This window comes from uncultured Moraxella sp. (assembly GCF_945873075.1).
Taxonomy (GTDB): domain Bacteria; phylum Pseudomonadota; class Gammaproteobacteria; order Pseudomonadales; family Moraxellaceae; genus Moraxella.
Genome location: NZ_CAMCBS010000001.1, coordinates 64,417 through 79,936, shown reverse-complemented (window position 1 = coordinate 79,936; position 15,520 = coordinate 64,417). Strand labels below are relative to the sequence as shown.

Here is a 15,520-nt window from a genome sequence, read left to right as displayed (position 1 = left end):
AATATCAGCAAAATATCAGCAAAATAAAAGATGGCAAGTATCACACCTGCCATCCTTGGGATTATTGTGCAGTTTTGGCGTTGAACGCATCGGTAACGATTTGGGCATCGTTGAGCCATTGATAATAACCACCAAATGCCAAATAGCTATCTGGGCTTAGATAGACGATTTGTTTGTTTTTCCATGCCTTAGTGCCGTGCATCAGTGGATTATCTAGCACCACTTCAGCCGATTCGCCTTCTTCGCCGATCGCTGCACCACGATCTAGGACAAATAGCCAATCTGGATCGACTTTTTGTAAGTATTCAAAGCTGATTGGCTGACCGTGGCGAGCATCTTCGATATTGGCATCTGCCATCGGGATACCAAACGCCGTGTGCAAAAAGCCATAGCGAGATTTGTCGCCATAGGCAGACAGCTTATTGCCATTCACCATAATCGCAAGTCCATTGCCCTTGCCTGCCGCCGCTTGTTTGGCGGCTGCGATTGCCGCATCGATGTCGCTGATGGCAGTGGTCGCTTCGGCTTCTTTACCAAATAGCTTACCAAAGTCAGTCAGCTGCTGCTTGGTGGCTTCGTACGGGTTTCTGGTGTCGATGGTTAAGTTCAGCACTGTGCCGATTTTGCCAAGCTCTTCGGCTTTTTCTGCCATGCGAGAGCCGACGATGATGGCTTTTGGTTGTAGGGCGTTCAATGCTTCAAGATTCGGCTCTAGCACAGTGCCGATTTCTGCTGAATCTGGGGTGTTCGCCGCTTTTAGGTTGGTCAAGCGTAGCTCAGATGGCATCCCTTCGACCGCCACGCCAAGCACAGCAAGGTTCTGCATAGCCGTCATATCATACACTGCCAGCGGATGTGGATTGCCCGCAATGGTCACATCACCGGTGGCTGTCTTGATGGTGACATCACCTGTTGGTGCAGCCGTTTCGGTGCTTTGGGTGCTTTGGGCATCAGCTTGGGTCGCTTGGGCTGACTCGGTGCTTTGTTCGGTTTTTGACTCGCCACAAGCAGCCAAACCCAGTGCCATCATGACTGCCAAACCCAGTGATAAACGCTTTTTCATAATTACCCCTATGATTAATCATTGCTTGAGCCAATGAACAAGTATCGCTTGCCAAGTTCGCTCAAATTTGCCGTGCCATTATAATGCACAGACCGCCAAGATTCAAACCAAATAAGAATGTTTTTTATTTGCAAATGATTTTTATACAATATGATAACAGTTCGGTAATGCTATCGTTACTTTGCCAAGCCGATTTACTTTTTTGGCAAAAAAATAACCGCCCAACAGGACGGTCATTTGGCATCACTGCCAATCAAGCAATCAGCGGATGGTCGCACGGTATTTAACAACCGCTGTACCGCCCAAACCAATCTCTTCGATGGTCCAACGCAAGGCTTGATAACGATCAAACGGCAAGTTTTGTGTTGCGCCATTAACTGTCGTACGAATCGGCATACGCACAAAACGAGCACCATCAGCACTCGCTAGCGTGCCTAGCGCAGGATCGGCTTGACCGGTGAATACCGCACCTTCAGGCAAGCTCAGCGTCACTGTCATGCTGCGCACACGATCGGTGCCTGTGTTGGTTAGAAGTGTCTGATACTCAACCACATCACCTGATTTTACAACGGTAGCAGTAGTAATCGGCTCAAGCGTCTCTTGACCATTCGCCGTGCGTACCAAATAGGCATTCACAACAGCATCAATACTGTCAGGGACACTTGTAGTCGCCATGGTATTGACTTTAGCTGCTGCTGTTTGGGTACTTGTGGTTTTGCCAGTAGTGCTTGGCATTGCGCTACATGCTGCCAATGCCGCTAACGCCGAACCCATTGCTACAATTTTAAAAGCTTTCATAATCAATCCTGTTTTATCTGCCGAATCAAAAAAGTTCTTGGTATCATAGCATAGCTTTGGCAATTTTAAAGTATTCAACTGTTTATTTATGGTAAATTGGGCGGATTTTGGTGCATTTTTGGCAAATTTCTTGGCATATTTTTGATAATCCCCCAAAATGCGCCATAATTTTGGCAATTATCCATCAAATATCCGCCAAAAAACTTGGCAGAATCCCAAAACTTTGTTATCGTATCAAGATTATTTTCTCATAAATGTATCCATAAGAAAAATTTGCATTTTTGCCCAATTTGGAGCTACGACATGAATCCAATTACCACACACACCGCCGCCACCGAATCACAGTTCAACCATGTACATTGGTTCCGTAATTCTGCCCCCTATATCAACACCCACCGTGGCAAGACTTTTGTCATCATGTTTGGTGGTGAAGCGGTCGCTCGTGATGGTTTTAGCACTTTGATTCATGATTTTGCACTACTACATAGCTTGGGGATTAAGCTTGTGCTCGTGCATGGCGCACGCCCACAAGTCGAACAAAACCTGATTAAACAAGGGCTTGCCACCAATATCCACGATGATGTGCGTGTCACGCCAAAACAGGCAATGCCTGCTCTACTCGAAGCGGTCGGCTCAATCCGCCTACAAATCGAAGCACAGCTGTCGATGGGACTTGCCAACTCGCCGATGTACGGCTCTCGCATTGATGCGATTTCGGGGAATTTTGTTACTGCTCGCCCTTTTGGTATCCGTGACGGCGTGGATTATCAGATGACTGGTGAAGTCCGCTCTATCGATGTCGATGCCATCCGCCACAATCTGGACAATAACCACATTGTCATCCTAGGGCCGACAGGATTTTCGGTCACTGGTGAGATTTTTAATCTGCTTGCCGAAGATGTCGCTCTACGCACCGCAGTGGCACTAGGCGCTGATAAGCTGATTTTCTTGGGTGAAGAAGATGGCATCATCAGCCGTGATGGTCGCCTATTGCATGAGATGATTCCGAACGAAGTTGATCGCCTACTGCGTGATCGCAACAACCAAGAAGAGATTACCCATTTCCTACGCTGTGCCGCTGCTGCCTGCCGTGAAGGTGTGCACCGCACGCACATCATCAGCTATGCCAAAGACGGCGCACTGATCGAAGAGCTATTCACCCGTGATGGCTCGGGTACGCTCGTTAGCCACGACCCATACGAAGAGATTCGCCGTGCTACTGTCAATGATGTGATTGGCTTATTAGAACTACTCAAGCCACTTGAAGAACAAGGCATCTTGATTCGTCGCACCCAAGAGCGTCTCGAACAAGAGATTGAGTATTATAATGTCATCGAGCGAGACGGCACTATCCTAGGCTGTGCTGCCCTATATCCGCTTGACGAGCAGTCGGCCGAAGTCGCAAGCCTTGCCATCCATCCTGACTATCGCAAAGGCAGTCGTGGTGCGGATTTATTGGCGTTCTTGGAACAGCAGGCACGCAGTCACGGTCGCCATCAGCTATTTGCCCTGACGACACACACGGCACATTGGTTCGTCGAGCAGGGCTTTAATGAAGTGGCGGTCGATGATTTGCCTGCCGAGCGTCAAGCGGTGTATGACCACAGCCGTAATTCAAAAGTCCTAAAAAAACAACTCTAATTCTACCTGACCGCTCATGCGTGGGCAGTCTTAACACATGGAACGATGATGACACAGACACTTGTTAAACCACGACTTAAGCCACTACTCAAGCTTGGCTTGGGTGCACTGCTACTGACCACACTGCCTGCACTTGCCAATACGGTGAATTATCAAGCACTGAACCCAAAAAATGCTTTGGTATTCAAAAGCGGTAAAGGCAGTATCAAATTCTCTGTCATCACCGACCCCAATTGTGGCTACTGCCGTAAGCTTGAACAAAATCTTGCCCGTATTGACAACATCACGGTCAATAAATATCTGGTCAATTATTTTGGCAGTAGCGATAATAGCCAAAACATCTGGTGTAGCAAAAACCGCAATCAAGCTTTTTTGAACTTGATGCAATACAACATCCAGCCACCGGCTCGTGCTTGGTGCAAAACCCCGATGACAAGCAATATGATTGTCGCCAAAAGCTTCAATATGCGTGGCACGCCAATGATTATCAAGCCAAATGGCGAATACATCTACGGCGCACCGCCGGTTGATGAGCTGATTGCATGGCTCAATAAATAATATCAATCGGTGTTAATCGCCTGCAATCACCTAAAACGCAAAAAACCCAAAAAAATCCCTGAAAATGTGCTTTTCAGGGATTTTATCGCAATATATCAGCTAGGATTATTTGCTCTCGGTCTTAGCTTCAGCTGGCTTAGCTTCGGCGGCTGATTGGGTCGCAGCTTGGGCTTTTTGTGCTTCTTCCATTGCCTTAGCTTGCTCTTCCATCATTTTTTTCACTTTGGCTTCAGCTTCTTTGATTTGTGCATCGTTTAGTAGCTCAACAGTGAAAATCAGCACGCTGTTTGGCTCGATGTTTTGGTTGCCTTGCTCACCATAAGCCAGTGCCGACGGGATATAAAATTCGTATTTTGCACCCGGTTTCATTAACTGAATACCTTCAGTCCAGCCTTTGATGACTTGATTTAGCGGGAACTGTGCTGGCATATCACGCTCATATGAGCTGTCAAATACCTTACCATCAATCAGCTTGCCTTCATAGTTCACGATAACGGTATCGGTTGCTTTTGGTGAATTACCGCTACCTTCAGTGATGACTTTGTATTGCAGGCCTGATGCGGTGGTTTTTACGCCTTCTTTCTTGGCATTTTCGGCTAGGAATTTTTCGCCATCAGTTTTGTTCTTGGCAGCAGTTTCTTCAAACTTCTTCTTCATTTCTTCGGTTTTGCGAGTTTGATACGCTGTGATGACTGCTTGTGCTTGCTCTTCGGTCAATGCACTTTCTTTGCCTTCAAAGCCATCTTTTAGTGCTTTGTTATAAATCTCCAAATCAATCGCTTCATCGATTGTTTTGGCTTCTTGACCTGCGCCAAAGCCAAGCAAGTAGCTTACTTTTTCCATTTCGGTGCTTTTGTCGGTCACGACCGTTGATTTTTCGGCTTTGGCATCAGTAGCAGATGCAGCTTCTTTGTCTTTATTACAACCAGTCAAAACCAATGCCGCAGCGATTGCAGAAACCAATAGATGTTTTTTCATAAAAAATTCTCAAAAATGGTGAAAAAAGAAATACAAAAATGTGTGCCAATAATAACAAAAAATTCATCATTTCGCCATCAAAAACGCCGATTTTGTTGTGGTCTCTGTATGAATATTGTTAATTTTGTGAATATAGTTTAACAGTGGGCGAAACAATAGCCAATTTGGTGTTACAATCTGCGAAACTTTGTGGTTTTTATCAATGATTTTCTCTTTTTTGTGGTTTAAAATGGAATAACACATTGCATGGGCATTCCCCATCATTGATAAGAACTTTTTTTATTGATTTTTTATGAATTTGGAGCAATGGTATGGATTTGTCAAAAATCGCCATTTTAAACCAAAGCCTACAAGGTCCATTGGGCTCAATCATTGGGGCTTTGATTATCCTTGCAATCGGCTGGTTCGTTGCAGGTATCATCCGCCGTGTCTTGGCAGCAGCACTTGCCAAAACCAAGCTAGATAGCAAACTATCTTCTGAAGCAGGTATCCAGCCTATCAGTGGCATTATCGCCGACTTGATTTATTGGTTCATCTTGCTGATTGTACTGACGATGGTCGTTGGTCGTCTGGGTCTAAATGGGCTATTCACCCCATTGACCAATATGATTGATAAGATTTTTGCCTTTATGCCAAATGCGATGTTGGCAGGCTTTGTGATGTTCATTGGCTTTATCGTTGCCAAGATTGTCCGCAGCATGGTAACAACGGTGGTCTCACGCCTAAACATTCAGGCGCTAGTTAGCAAAGCTGGTGTCGATAGCAAAAATAATCTGCCAAATATCGCAGGTTCGGTGGTATTTTTGCTTACGATTGTGCCATTTACCATTGCAGCACTGGATGCACTAAAAGTTGAGTCTATCTCACGCCCTGCAACCAATATGCTCAATAAAGTGATGGAGTCATTGCCAAATGTCTTTACAGCATTGGCGGTGCTTGTCGTTACTTTCTTGGTCGTGCGTTTGGTTGCTGATGTCATCAAAGGCTTGGTTGCCAACACTCAACTGGATGATTTACCAAATAAAATCGGACTACAAAACGTGCTAGGCACCAAAAAACTGTCTGATGTCATCGGCTGTGGCGTGCTTGTGTTTGCGATGCTATTTGCCATCATCGCAGCGGCAGATTTGCTTGGCTTTGGTCAAATCAGTGACATCGTGACTATGTTTATCGCTTTTGGCAGCCAAATCATTCTAGGTGCGGTGATTTTGACCATCGGTTTTTGGCTTGCCAATCTTATCGCTGGTGTGGTTGAGCGTTCTGAACAAGGTTCAAAATTCCTAGCCAACATCGTCCGAGTCCTAATCATGGGTCTGGTACTAGCGATGGGTCTAAAAGCGATGGGTATCGCTGACAGCATCGTCAATCTTGCCTTTGGTCTAACGCTTGGCGCTGTGGCGGTGGCATTTGCTCTGTCATTCGGTCTGGGTGGTCAAGAAGCAGCAGCTCGCTATCTGCGTCGCCTACAAGACAAGCTTGAAAAAAATGATGAATAATTAATCTAATCAAGCATAAGCCCCTTAAGTATTTTGCTTAAGGGGCTTTTTATTGGCAATAATTAAACCGCCATACACTTGTATGACGGTTTACTTTCTATATCAAGCCAGACTTAGATGCGCTCACGACCACGAGCAATCGCCGCCTTGACTTGAGTTGGCGCTGTACCACCGATGTGATTACGGGCGTTGAGCGAGCCTTCAAGCGTCAAGCACTCAAAGACATCATCACCAATGAGTTCACTAAAGCTTTGTAGTTCAGCTAAGCTTAGCTCACTTAAATCCACACCTTTGGCGACGCCTAACGCTACCGCTTTGCCGACCACTTCATGCGCATCACGGAATGGCAAGCCTTTTTTAACAAGATAATCCGCCAAATCAGTCGCTGTAGCATAGCCTTTCATCGTCGCTGCACGCATATTCTCGCTATTTGGCACAAGATTTGGCAACATATCAGCAAAGGCAAGTAGCGAGCCTGTCAAAGTATCCACGCAGTCAAACAGTGGCTCTTTGTCTTCTTGGTTGTCTTTGTTGTATGCCAGTGGCTGATTTTTCATCAAGCTAAGCAAGGTGGTGAGCTGACCAAACACGCGCGCCGCCTTACCACGCACAAGCTCTGGCACATCAGGATTTTTCTTTTGTGGCATGATAGATGAGCCTGTGCAGAAGCGGTCAGGCACTGCCACAAAGCCAAACTGCGCACTCATCCATAGGATAATCTCTTCGCTCATGCGAGATAGATGCATCATCAGAATCGACGCATTGGCGGTAAATTCAATGGCAAAATCACGGTCGCTGACAGCATCTAGCGAATTTTGGCAAATGCCTTCAAAGCCCAAGAGTTCAGCGGTGATGGTGCGGTCAATCGGATAAGTCGTGCCTGCTAGCGCCGCACTACCTAGTGGCATCTGATTGATACGACGGCGAGTATCGGCAAAGCGCTCGCTATCACGGGTCAGCATCTCAAACCACGCCATCACATGATGACCAAAGCTCACCGGCTGTGCTGTTTGTAGATGGGTAAAGCCCGGCATGATGGTGGTGGTATGCTTATCTGCCAAGTCTAGCAAGCCTGATTGCAAGCGTTTTAGTAGTGCCAAGATATTATCGGTCTCATCTCGTAGCCACAGGCGAATGTCGGTCGCCACTTGGTCATTGCGACTGCGTCCTGTGTGCAGCTTTTTGCCGACATCGCCGATGATGGCAGTCAGACGGCTTTCGACATTCATATGCACATCTTCGAGCGCCACCGACCACACAAATGTGCCATTATCAATCTCGGCTTGGACTTGCTTTAGGCCATCGACGATGGTTTGGCTTTCGTCCATTGTGATAATCCCACAGCGACCCAGCATGGTGGCGTGGGCGATAGAGCCTTGAATATCTTGTTTTGCCATGCGTTTGTCAAAATTCACCGACGCGGTAAATTCGGCAACAAAGCTGTCGGTCGCTTCGCTAAAACGACCGCCCCACATACTTGAAGTTTGCTCACTCATGATAAATCCTTTGATTTACTTAACTTTGCCAAAGTATAACACATCTTCGCCATCGCATTCATCAATTATCCGCAGGCATAACATGGCTTTTATGTCCCAAAGGTTTTATAATAGGATAATTTTTATGATTTTTTGCAAAATTTGGACACGCTTATGACCACTCGCACACTGACCATCGCCACTCGCCAAAGTCCATTGGCACTATGGCAAGCCAATTTTATCAAAGATGCGCTTGAACGCCTGTACCCGCAGATGACCGTCACCTTGCTTGAGATGGTGACTCGTGGCGATAAGATTTTGGACACGCCACTTGCCAAGATTGGCGGCAAAGGTCTGTTTGTCAAAGAACTTGAGCAAGCTTTGTATGATGGGCGTGCCGATATTGCCGTGCATTCGCTCAAGGATGTGCCAATGGTACTACCCGAAGGCTTGACACTTGGGGCGTATTGCAAGCGTCATGCACCGACCGATGCTTTTGTGTCAAATACCTATGCAAGCCTAGATAAGCTGCCAAGTGGTGCGGTGCTTGGCACATCTAGCCTACGCCGTGAATGTCAGCTTCGTCAAGCTCGCCCTGACCTTGTCATCAAAAGCCTGCGTGGCAATGTCGGCACACGCCTAGCCAAGCTCGATGCCGGTGAGTATGATGCGATTATCCTAGCCACGAGCGGACTTCAGCGACTAGGACTCGATGCTCGTATTCGCCATGAGCTCGGTGAATCGCTGTCATTGCCTGCGGTGGGTCAAGGGGCACTTGCCATCGAATGTCGAGCGGGTGATGATGAGATGTTATCGCTACTAGCACCGCTCAATGACACCGCCACTGCCTTGTGCGTGATGGCAGAGCGTGCGATGAACCGTACGCTAGAAGGCGGCTGCCAAGTGCCGATTGCAGGCTTTGCCACCATCAATGATGGCACACTGCGTCTGCGTGGTCGGGTCGGCTCTGTCGATGGCAAGGTACTACTAAAAGCCGAAAACACCATCACCCTAGGCGATGATGAGACTGCCAATATCACAGCGGTTGAAGCGCTTGGCGAACAAATCGCCCGTGAACTACTCGCCCAAGGTGCGGATGCGATTTTACAAGAAGTTTATCAATCCGCTGATAACGCCTAATATGCCAACGACCTTGCCTGTGCTCATCAACACCCGCCCTATCCATCGGGGTGATACCATCCGTCAAATGGTGGGGGTGACGGTGGTGGATTTGCCATTACTTGAGATTCGCTCACTGCCCATCGCTGATGATGCACAGGCGATGATGGCGCAGTTTTGTCAAGGGGGGTATGATGCACTGGTCATCACCAGTGTCGAGTCAGCACGGCGAGCCTTGGACTATCTGCACACGCATCAGGTGGATACGCCCATCCATCTGCCAAACACACCCATCATCGCCGTCGGCACTGCCACCGCCCAAGTGATGCAGGCGCATGGCTTTGATGTCATCTTGCCACAGACCGCTAACAACGAAGGGATGCTAAGCCTACCGCAAATCGCAAGTCTGACAGCACATGACCGAGTGCTGATTTGGCGTGGGGTGGGTGGACGGCGACTGCTACACGACACGCTGGTGGCAAAGAGCGTGCACATCGATGCCATCGAATGGTATGAGCGGACGACACCGTCTGATTTATCCGATAACTTTAGCGCCATCTTACCGACACTGCCCACTGTGCCTAGCCATACCCATGTCATCATCAGCAGTGCGATGGCGTATCAGGCTTGGGCGAGCCTACCACATCACGGCACAGCGTATCATTATTTGGCACTGGGCGAGCGACTTGTCCGTATCATCCGTACGCACGAGCCATCTGCTATCATCAGCATGATTGATGATTTGTCCGTACAGGCGATAGCGCACGCCATCAGCACTTATCCATCAACCATCATTGCATAACTATCGCAACGGATTATCCGTCACACCCGCCATCGGTGCGATTACTTGGCGATTTTTTGCCAAAAATTTCATCTTTTATCACCCCATTCCCTTGAAAAAACACCCCTTTACCATTATCAATGTAGGGATTTTCATTGAAACTAAATTTTGGGGGAATTATGACCGAACAGACCAACGAGCCGACCGTCGAAGAAGTGGCACAAACTGCCGAGACCACCGCCGAGCTTGACGAAGTGGCGACACTCAAAGCCACCATCAGCGAGCTTGAAGCACAAGTCAAAGACGCCAAAGAAGTCGCCGCTCGTGCCAATGCCGAGAGCTACAACGCTCAGCGCCGTATGGAACAAGAAGCGGACAAGGCCAAAAAATACGCCCTACAAAAATTCGCCAAAGAACTCTTAGATGTCGTCGATAACCTAGAGCGTGCCATCGAAGCGAGCGAAAAAGCAGGCGCCGATGACAGCACCCTAGAAGGGCTAAAACTGACCCACAAATCACTACTGACCGTCCTTGAAAAAAATGGCGTGGTCGCTGTCGGCGTGGTCGGTGATAAATTCAACCCAGAGCTACACGAAGCCGTCGGTATCTATCCTGATGCCGAAAAAGACACCATCGGTCAAGTGCTGCAAAAAGGCTATACCCTAAATGAACGCACCCTACGCCCTGCGATGGTGCTTGTTGGTGGCTGATTGGGCAAGCTTGGGGATTTATTGAATGATTTCAATGGCTTAAAAGTCAAAAATTTTTGAAAAATTTTCAAAATTTCCCCTTGAAAAGTAAAAAATCACACAAATATAGCACTCAAGCTTGGCAAGTTTTTAGATATTAAATAATCAAGCTTGGCTAAGCAGAAAAACTTTTTAATCATTACAATATTTAAATCTGGAGTAAATTATGTCTAAAGTAATCGGTATTGACCTAGGTACCACCAACTCATGTGTGGCTGTCCTAGAAGGTGACAAAGTCAAAGTCATCGAAAACGCAGAAGGTGCACGCACCACCCCATCAATCGTCGCTTTTAAAGATGGCGAAACTTTGGTGGGTCAATCGGCCAAACGCCAAGCGGTCACCAACCCAAAAAACACTCTATTTGCCATCAAGCGTCTGATTGGTCGTCGCTTTGAAGACAAAGAAGTGCAAAAAGACATCTCACTTGTGCCATTCAAAATCGTCAAAGCTGACAATGGCGATGCGTGGGTAGATGTCGATGGCAAAAAACAAGCGCCACCACAAATCAGCGCTGAAGTACTACGCAAAATGAAAAAGACCGCCGAAGATTATCTTGGCGAGCCTGTGACCGAAGCAGTTGTGACTGTTCCTGCATACTTCAACGACGCACAGCGTCAAGCAACCAAAGATGCTGGTAAAATCGCAGGTCTGGATGTTAAGCGTATCATCAACGAACCAACCGCTGCCGCCCTAGCTTATGGCATGGACAAAAAAGGCGGCGATAAGACCATCGCTGTCTATGACCTAGGTGGTGGTACATTTGACGTGTCAATCATCGAGATTGCTGATGTCGATGGCGAACAACAATTTGAAGTACTAGCAACCAACGGTGACACCCACCTTGGCGGTGAAGACTTTGACTTGGCATTGATTGATTATTTGGTTGAAGAGTTCAAAAAAGAACAAGATGTCAACCTAAAAGGCGACCCGCTAGCAATGCAACGCCTAAAAGAAGCTGCCGAAAAAGCCAAAATTGAGCTATCAAGCAGCCAATCAACCGAAGTGAACTTGCCATACATCACCGCTGATGCTACAGGTCCTAAGCACCTTGTTATCACCATCAGCCGTGCTAAGCTTGAGAGCCTAACCGAAGAGATGGTTGCTCGTACGATTTTGCCTTGCAAAACTGCACTAGAAGATGCTGGCCTATCAACCAGCGACATCGATGATGTCATCCTAGTCGGCGGTCAAACTCGTATGCCACTTGTCCAACAAAAAGTACAAGAATTCTTTGGCAAAGAGCCACGCAAAGATGTGAACCCTGATGAAGCGGTCGCAATGGGCGCAGCGGTTCAAGGCGCGGTACTGTCAGGCGACAAAAAAGATGTTCTACTGCTGGATGTTACCCCACTAACCCTAGGTATCGAAACGATGGGCGGCGTGATGACTGCCATCATCGAGAAGAACACCATGATTCCAACCAAAAAATCACAAGTGTTCTCAACAGCAGCTGACAACCAACCTGCGGTATCTATCCAAGTGTATCAAGGTGAGCGTAAAATCGCTAACCAAAACAAACTGCTTGGCAACTTTGATTTGACTGACATCCCACCTGCGCCACGCGGTGTGCCACAAATCGAAGTGACCTTTGACATCAACGCTGACGGCATCATGAACATCAGCGCCAAAGACAAAGGCACTGGCAAATCACAGTCAATCCAAATCAAGGCTGACTCAGGTCTGTCTGATGCCGAAATCGAAGAAATGATTCGTGCTGCTGAAGCAAATGCTGCCGAAGATGAGAAATTTGCAGCGCTTGCCAATGCTCGTAACGAAGCAGACGGTCGTATCCACGCTGTCCAAAAAGCACTTAAAGATGCTGGCGACAAGGCGACTGCCGAAGAAACTGCCGCTGTCGAAGAAGCCATCAAAGCGCTAGAAGCAGCGACCAAAGAAGACAATGTCGATGACATTAAAGCCAAGCTTGAAGCGCTTGACAATGCCTTCTTACCAATCGGTCAAAAAATCTACGCTGATGCTGGTGCACAAGGCGCTGACGCACAGCCACAACAAGATGCTAAGCCTGCCGACGATGGCGTGGTGGATGCTGAATACACCGAAGTCAAAGACAAATAATCCAAAGTTTTTTGTCCAAGACATCAGCAATGACCCATCCGTGTGATGGGTCATTTTTTTATAAAACTGCTTGGCAAGCTTAGTTTTTGGATTTGCCAATAAATACAGCTTTTGTTAAACAAAGTCATACAAAATGCCAATCACAGTGACAAATCTTAGCCAACATTCATCAGCAAAAGTGATATAATAACCGCAATCCTTGTAAACCTATAAAGTGAGACAGCCATGAGCGACATCATCAGCCAATTCATCCCCATTTTTGCGGTGACTTTTGGGGTGTTTCTACTGTTTTTCTTATTCATGGGCGTGGGTTATTTGGTCAAAAAACAACCACTCAAAGGCTCATGCGGCGGTGTTGCCAATTTGATGGGTGATGAGTATTGCCAATTTTGTGGCAATGACCCCAACAAGTGCGAAAGCCAAGCCAAGCTGGATGCCGACACCAAGTCCAAAGCCGAAAGCTTGTCCAAGCCTGCTTAATCACACCCATATCATGCACAAGACTTGGTGGATATCTGCCAAGTCTTTTTTATCATTGATTGATTATCATTTCCCAAAAGTTGGCTTAGCCCCAATCTTTTTTTGACTATTGGCAACCAAGTTTCATGTTACAATATCGCAAATTTTCAAGCCATTTTGCCATATCATCATGACACACCCAACCACCGCCAAAGCTCGCTTTATCGTGCCACTGCTTATCATCGGGCTTATCTTGGCTGCGACCAATATGCGCTCGCCGATCGTGATGATTGGCTCGATTGCATCGATGCTACAGCAGACATTGGGGCTTGGTGCTAGTGATATTGGCTTGCTGGGCGCATTGCCCATGCCGTTATTTGCCATCGGTGCGCTGATTGCACCCATGCTTGCCAAGCGGTTTGGGCTAGAGATAATGATGATTGCCATGACAGCGCTGTTGACACTTGGCGTGGCGACTCGTGTCTGGGCAGGTGCGCCACTACTATTTGCGGGGACGCTTGTGCTGTCGTTCGCCATCGGGATGCTCAACGCACTCACCGCGCCTTTTATCAAAAACTACGCCCCCAATCATATTGCGCTTGCGACAGGTATCTTTAGCCTGAGTATGTCAGCCATCGCAGGTATCAGTGCGGTGGTGGTCGTGCCGATGGCGGATGGCTTGTCGTGGCAGGTGGCGCTGAGTAGTTGGGCGATATTTGGCTGTATGACGACGCTGATTTGGACGCTGATTTATCGGACACGGCACACGCAGGCAGTGGCAGATACGGCAATACAGCACACGGCTCGCTTTCGTCCGTGGCGTAGCCTGTCTGCTTGGCAGATGGCAGTGATGATGGGTGTGCAGTCGTTTTTATTTTATACTGTGGCAAGCTTTTTGCCGTCGATTGGTACTAATCTTGGGCAAGATTTGGGGCGTGCCACACAGACGGCGTTGATTTTTCAGCTGATGGCGCCGCCTGCGATTTTGCTGTTGACTTATCTGATTCGCCACGCTGTGCCCACACGTATCATCGGTGCGACAGGCTGTGTGTGCAATGCCATCGGCGTGCTTGGCATTTTGATGATGCCAAGTCAGCTCGTGCTGTGGTCGGCGGTGATGGGCTTTGGCTGTGCGGTGGTGTTTACCTTGTCGCTGATGATGTTCTCGCTACGCACCAGTAGCACGGAGAATGCTCGGGATTTATCAGGCATGGTGCAGGCGGTGGGCTATTTTATTGCGATGTTTGGGCCGCTGAGCATGGGCTGGCTGTTTGAGACCTGTGGCGATTGGCAAGTGCCGCTGATTGTCCTGTCTGTGCTCATGCTTATCAATGCGCCCTTTGGCTACCTTGCCAGTCGTGATGATAAGGTGGATGCCTAAAGTAGCCACCACAGTACAGTCGGCAAAGTTACCATCGCAAGCATTGTCTGTAGGCTGATGATTTGTGCCATCAATGCATGATTACCGCCCAGCACCTTCGTCAGCACATACGCCGTCGGCGCTGTCGGTAGCGCAAAAAACAACACCACCACTTGCCGTCCAATCCCCGTAATCTCCATCATGCCACATACCAAGAATGCCAACGCAGGCATCAACAGCAGGCGTATCAAGGCGTGCATCATCACAAGCGGTAAACCCCGACCCAACAGCCCCGCAAACTGTAGCCCCGCACCAATACATATCAGCCCCAAAGGTAGGCTTGCCGTGCCTAGCAGTCGCATCAGCTCATTGATGGCTGTCGGCATGGATACAGGTGAGAGATTGACCAAGATTGCCAAGATACAAGCGACAATCAGCGGATTGGTCATCAGATTGTGCATCAGTCGCTTTGGCGATAGCCCCTGATGTACGGTCAAGAACAGCACCGAGATGACATTGATTATCGGAATAAAAATCGCAATAATCAGCGAATACAGCGTCAAGCCATCATTACCAAATAGCGACACCACGAGCGCAAGCCCAATATAGGTATTAAAGCGGATGGCACTTTGGGTATAGACACCGATATTGTCATGCGACACACCCAAGCGGCTTGCCACAATCATCGCAATCGTCGCAAGCATCAACACGATGGCAACTACCATCACCACCGAGCCAAATTCGGACAGCACCACCTGCGCCTGCGAAATGGATAAAAAGAGCAATGATGGAAACAGCACATAATAATTGAGCCTATCGATACCCTGCCACACCGCATCAGGCACAAAACGATAGTGGCGCAACCCCACACCCAGTGCGATGCACAGCACCAATGGCATGAGACTATTGAAAATCGATGTCATCATCCGTGTTTATCCATCTTATGTGCCAAAGACAACAAAACCA

14 protein-coding genes are annotated in these 15,520 nt (G+C 47.9%); 9 read left to right on the top strand and 5 right to left on the bottom strand.

The genetic code is table 11. The features are described from left to right. Positions 1 to 61: 61 nt before the first annotated feature. Both Q0N89_RS00375 and Q0N89_RS00370 read right to left on the bottom strand, forming a co-directional pair. Positions 62 to 1,063, bottom strand: coding sequence for a siderophore ABC transporter substrate-binding protein (locus tag Q0N89_RS00375; RefSeq protein ID WP_294032836.1), 1,002 nt, complete (start codon positions 1,061 to 1,063; stop codon positions 62 to 64). Between the two features lie 261 nt (positions 1,064 to 1,324). Next, positions 1,325 to 1,861 (bottom strand): hypothetical protein, encoded by a 537-nt coding sequence (locus Q0N89_RS00370; protein ID WP_294032835.1) that lies wholly within the window; start codon positions 1,859 to 1,861, stop codon positions 1,325 to 1,327. Between the two features lie 303 nt (positions 1,862 to 2,164). Here Q0N89_RS00370 and argA point away from each other — a divergent pair, with 303 nt between their 5' ends. Next, entirely contained in the window at positions 2,165 to 3,502 is a 1,338-nt protein-coding gene (argA, locus tag Q0N89_RS00365) for an amino-acid N-acetyltransferase (protein ID WP_294032834.1), read from the top strand. Between the two features lie 48 nt (positions 3,503 to 3,550). Beyond that, positions 3,551 to 4,060 (top strand): DsbC family protein, encoded by a 510-nt coding sequence (locus tag Q0N89_RS00360; protein ID WP_294032833.1) that lies wholly within the window; start codon positions 3,551 to 3,553, stop codon positions 4,058 to 4,060. Positions 4,061 to 4,165: 105 nt separating this feature from the next. Here the strand turns inward: Q0N89_RS00360 and Q0N89_RS00355 are convergent, their stop codons facing one another. After that, the gene (locus Q0N89_RS00355) at positions 4,166 to 5,038 is read right to left on the bottom strand and encodes an FKBP-type peptidyl-prolyl cis-trans isomerase (protein WP_294032832.1); all 873 of its coding nucleotides are present in this window, start codon (positions 5,036 to 5,038) and stop codon (positions 4,166 to 4,168) included. A gap of 311 nt (positions 5,039 to 5,349) precedes the next feature. On the opposite strand from Q0N89_RS00355, the gene Q0N89_RS00350 reads away from it, so the two are divergent. Further along, entirely contained in the window at positions 5,350 to 6,534 is a 1,185-nt protein-coding gene (locus tag Q0N89_RS00350) for a mechanosensitive ion channel (RefSeq protein ID WP_294032831.1), read from the top strand. Positions 6,535 to 6,647: 113 nt separating this feature from the next. Here the strand turns inward: Q0N89_RS00350 and argH are convergent, their stop codons facing one another. Further along, positions 6,648 to 8,030, bottom strand: coding sequence for an argininosuccinate lyase (gene argH / locus Q0N89_RS00345; protein WP_294032830.1), 1,383 nt, complete (start codon positions 8,028 to 8,030; stop codon positions 6,648 to 6,650). A gap of 153 nt (positions 8,031 to 8,183) precedes the next feature. Between argH and hemC the strand changes: the two genes are divergently transcribed. From hemC to Q0N89_RS00315, 6 genes are all read left to right on the top strand, one after another. Next, entirely contained in the window at positions 8,184 to 9,149 is a 966-nt protein-coding gene (gene hemC, locus Q0N89_RS00340; protein WP_294032829.1) for a hydroxymethylbilane synthase, read from the top strand. Continuing rightward, complete coding sequence (locus Q0N89_RS00335; protein ID WP_294032828.1) at positions 9,106 to 9,930, top strand: uroporphyrinogen-III synthase; 825 nt, start codon at positions 9,106 to 9,108, stop codon at positions 9,928 to 9,930. The genes hemC and Q0N89_RS00335 overlap by 44 nt, the downstream gene beginning before the upstream one ends. 158 nt (positions 9,931 to 10,088) lie before the next feature. Then, positions 10,089 to 10,619, top strand: a complete 531-nt coding sequence (gene grpE, locus Q0N89_RS00330; protein WP_294032827.1) for a nucleotide exchange factor GrpE — start codon at positions 10,089 to 10,091, stop codon at positions 10,617 to 10,619. A 205-nt stretch (positions 10,620 to 10,824) separates the two neighbouring features. Continuing rightward, a complete protein-coding gene (dnaK, locus tag Q0N89_RS00325) occupies positions 10,825 to 12,735 on the top strand; it encodes a molecular chaperone DnaK (RefSeq protein ID WP_294032826.1) in 1,911 nt (636 codons plus the stop codon). Between the two features lie 225 nt (positions 12,736 to 12,960). Further along, complete coding sequence (nqrM, locus tag Q0N89_RS00320) at positions 12,961 to 13,215, top strand: (Na+)-NQR maturation NqrM (protein WP_078254583.1); 255 nt, start codon at positions 12,961 to 12,963, stop codon at positions 13,213 to 13,215. A gap of 169 nt (positions 13,216 to 13,384) precedes the next feature. After that, positions 13,385 to 14,575 carry an MFS transporter gene (locus Q0N89_RS00315; RefSeq protein WP_294032825.1) on the top strand — a complete coding sequence of 397 codons (1,191 nt, stop codon included), beginning with the start codon at positions 13,385 to 13,387 and terminating at the stop codon, positions 14,573 to 14,575. On the opposite strand, the gene Q0N89_RS00310 is transcribed toward Q0N89_RS00315, so the two are convergent. Beyond that, the gene (locus tag Q0N89_RS00310; RefSeq protein WP_294032824.1) at positions 14,572 to 15,480 is read right to left on the bottom strand and encodes an AEC family transporter; all 909 of its coding nucleotides are present in this window, start codon (positions 15,478 to 15,480) and stop codon (positions 14,572 to 14,574) included. The genes Q0N89_RS00315 and Q0N89_RS00310 overlap by 4 nt on opposite strands. Positions 15,481 to 15,520: the final 40 nt, after the last annotated feature.

Coding starts and splice junctions, on each gene's coding strand:
- Q0N89_RS00375 (WP_294032836.1), bottom strand. CDS start 1,063: ATGAAAAAGCGTTTATCACTGGGTTTGGCAGTCATGATGGCACTGGGT.
- Q0N89_RS00370 (WP_294032835.1), bottom strand. CDS start 1,861: ATGAAAGCTTTTAAAATTGTAGCAATGGGTTCGGCGTTAGCGGCATTG.
- argA (WP_294032834.1), top strand. CDS start 2,165: ATGAATCCAATTACCACACACACCGCCGCCACCGAATCACAGTTCAAC.
- Q0N89_RS00360 (WP_294032833.1), top strand. CDS start 3,551: ATGACACAGACACTTGTTAAACCACGACTTAAGCCACTACTCAAGCTT.
- Q0N89_RS00355 (WP_294032832.1), bottom strand. CDS start 5,038: ATGAAAAAACATCTATTGGTTTCTGCAATCGCTGCGGCATTGGTTTTG.
- Q0N89_RS00350 (WP_294032831.1), top strand. CDS start 5,350: ATGGATTTGTCAAAAATCGCCATTTTAAACCAAAGCCTACAAGGTCCA.
- argH (WP_294032830.1), bottom strand. CDS start 8,030: ATGAGTGAGCAAACTTCAAGTATGTGGGGCGGTCGTTTTAGCGAAGCG.
- hemC (WP_294032829.1), top strand. CDS start 8,184: ATGACCACTCGCACACTGACCATCGCCACTCGCCAAAGTCCATTGGCA.
- Q0N89_RS00335 (WP_294032828.1), top strand. CDS start 9,106: ATGCGATTTTACAAGAAGTTTATCAATCCGCTGATAACGCCTAATATG.
- grpE (WP_294032827.1), top strand. CDS start 10,089: ATGACCGAACAGACCAACGAGCCGACCGTCGAAGAAGTGGCACAAACT.
- dnaK (WP_294032826.1), top strand. CDS start 10,825: ATGTCTAAAGTAATCGGTATTGACCTAGGTACCACCAACTCATGTGTG.
- nqrM (WP_078254583.1), top strand. CDS start 12,961: ATGAGCGACATCATCAGCCAATTCATCCCCATTTTTGCGGTGACTTTT.
- Q0N89_RS00315 (WP_294032825.1), top strand. CDS start 13,385: ATGACACACCCAACCACCGCCAAAGCTCGCTTTATCGTGCCACTGCTT.
- Q0N89_RS00310 (WP_294032824.1), bottom strand. CDS start 15,480: ATGATGACATCGATTTTCAATAGTCTCATGCCATTGGTGCTGTGCATC.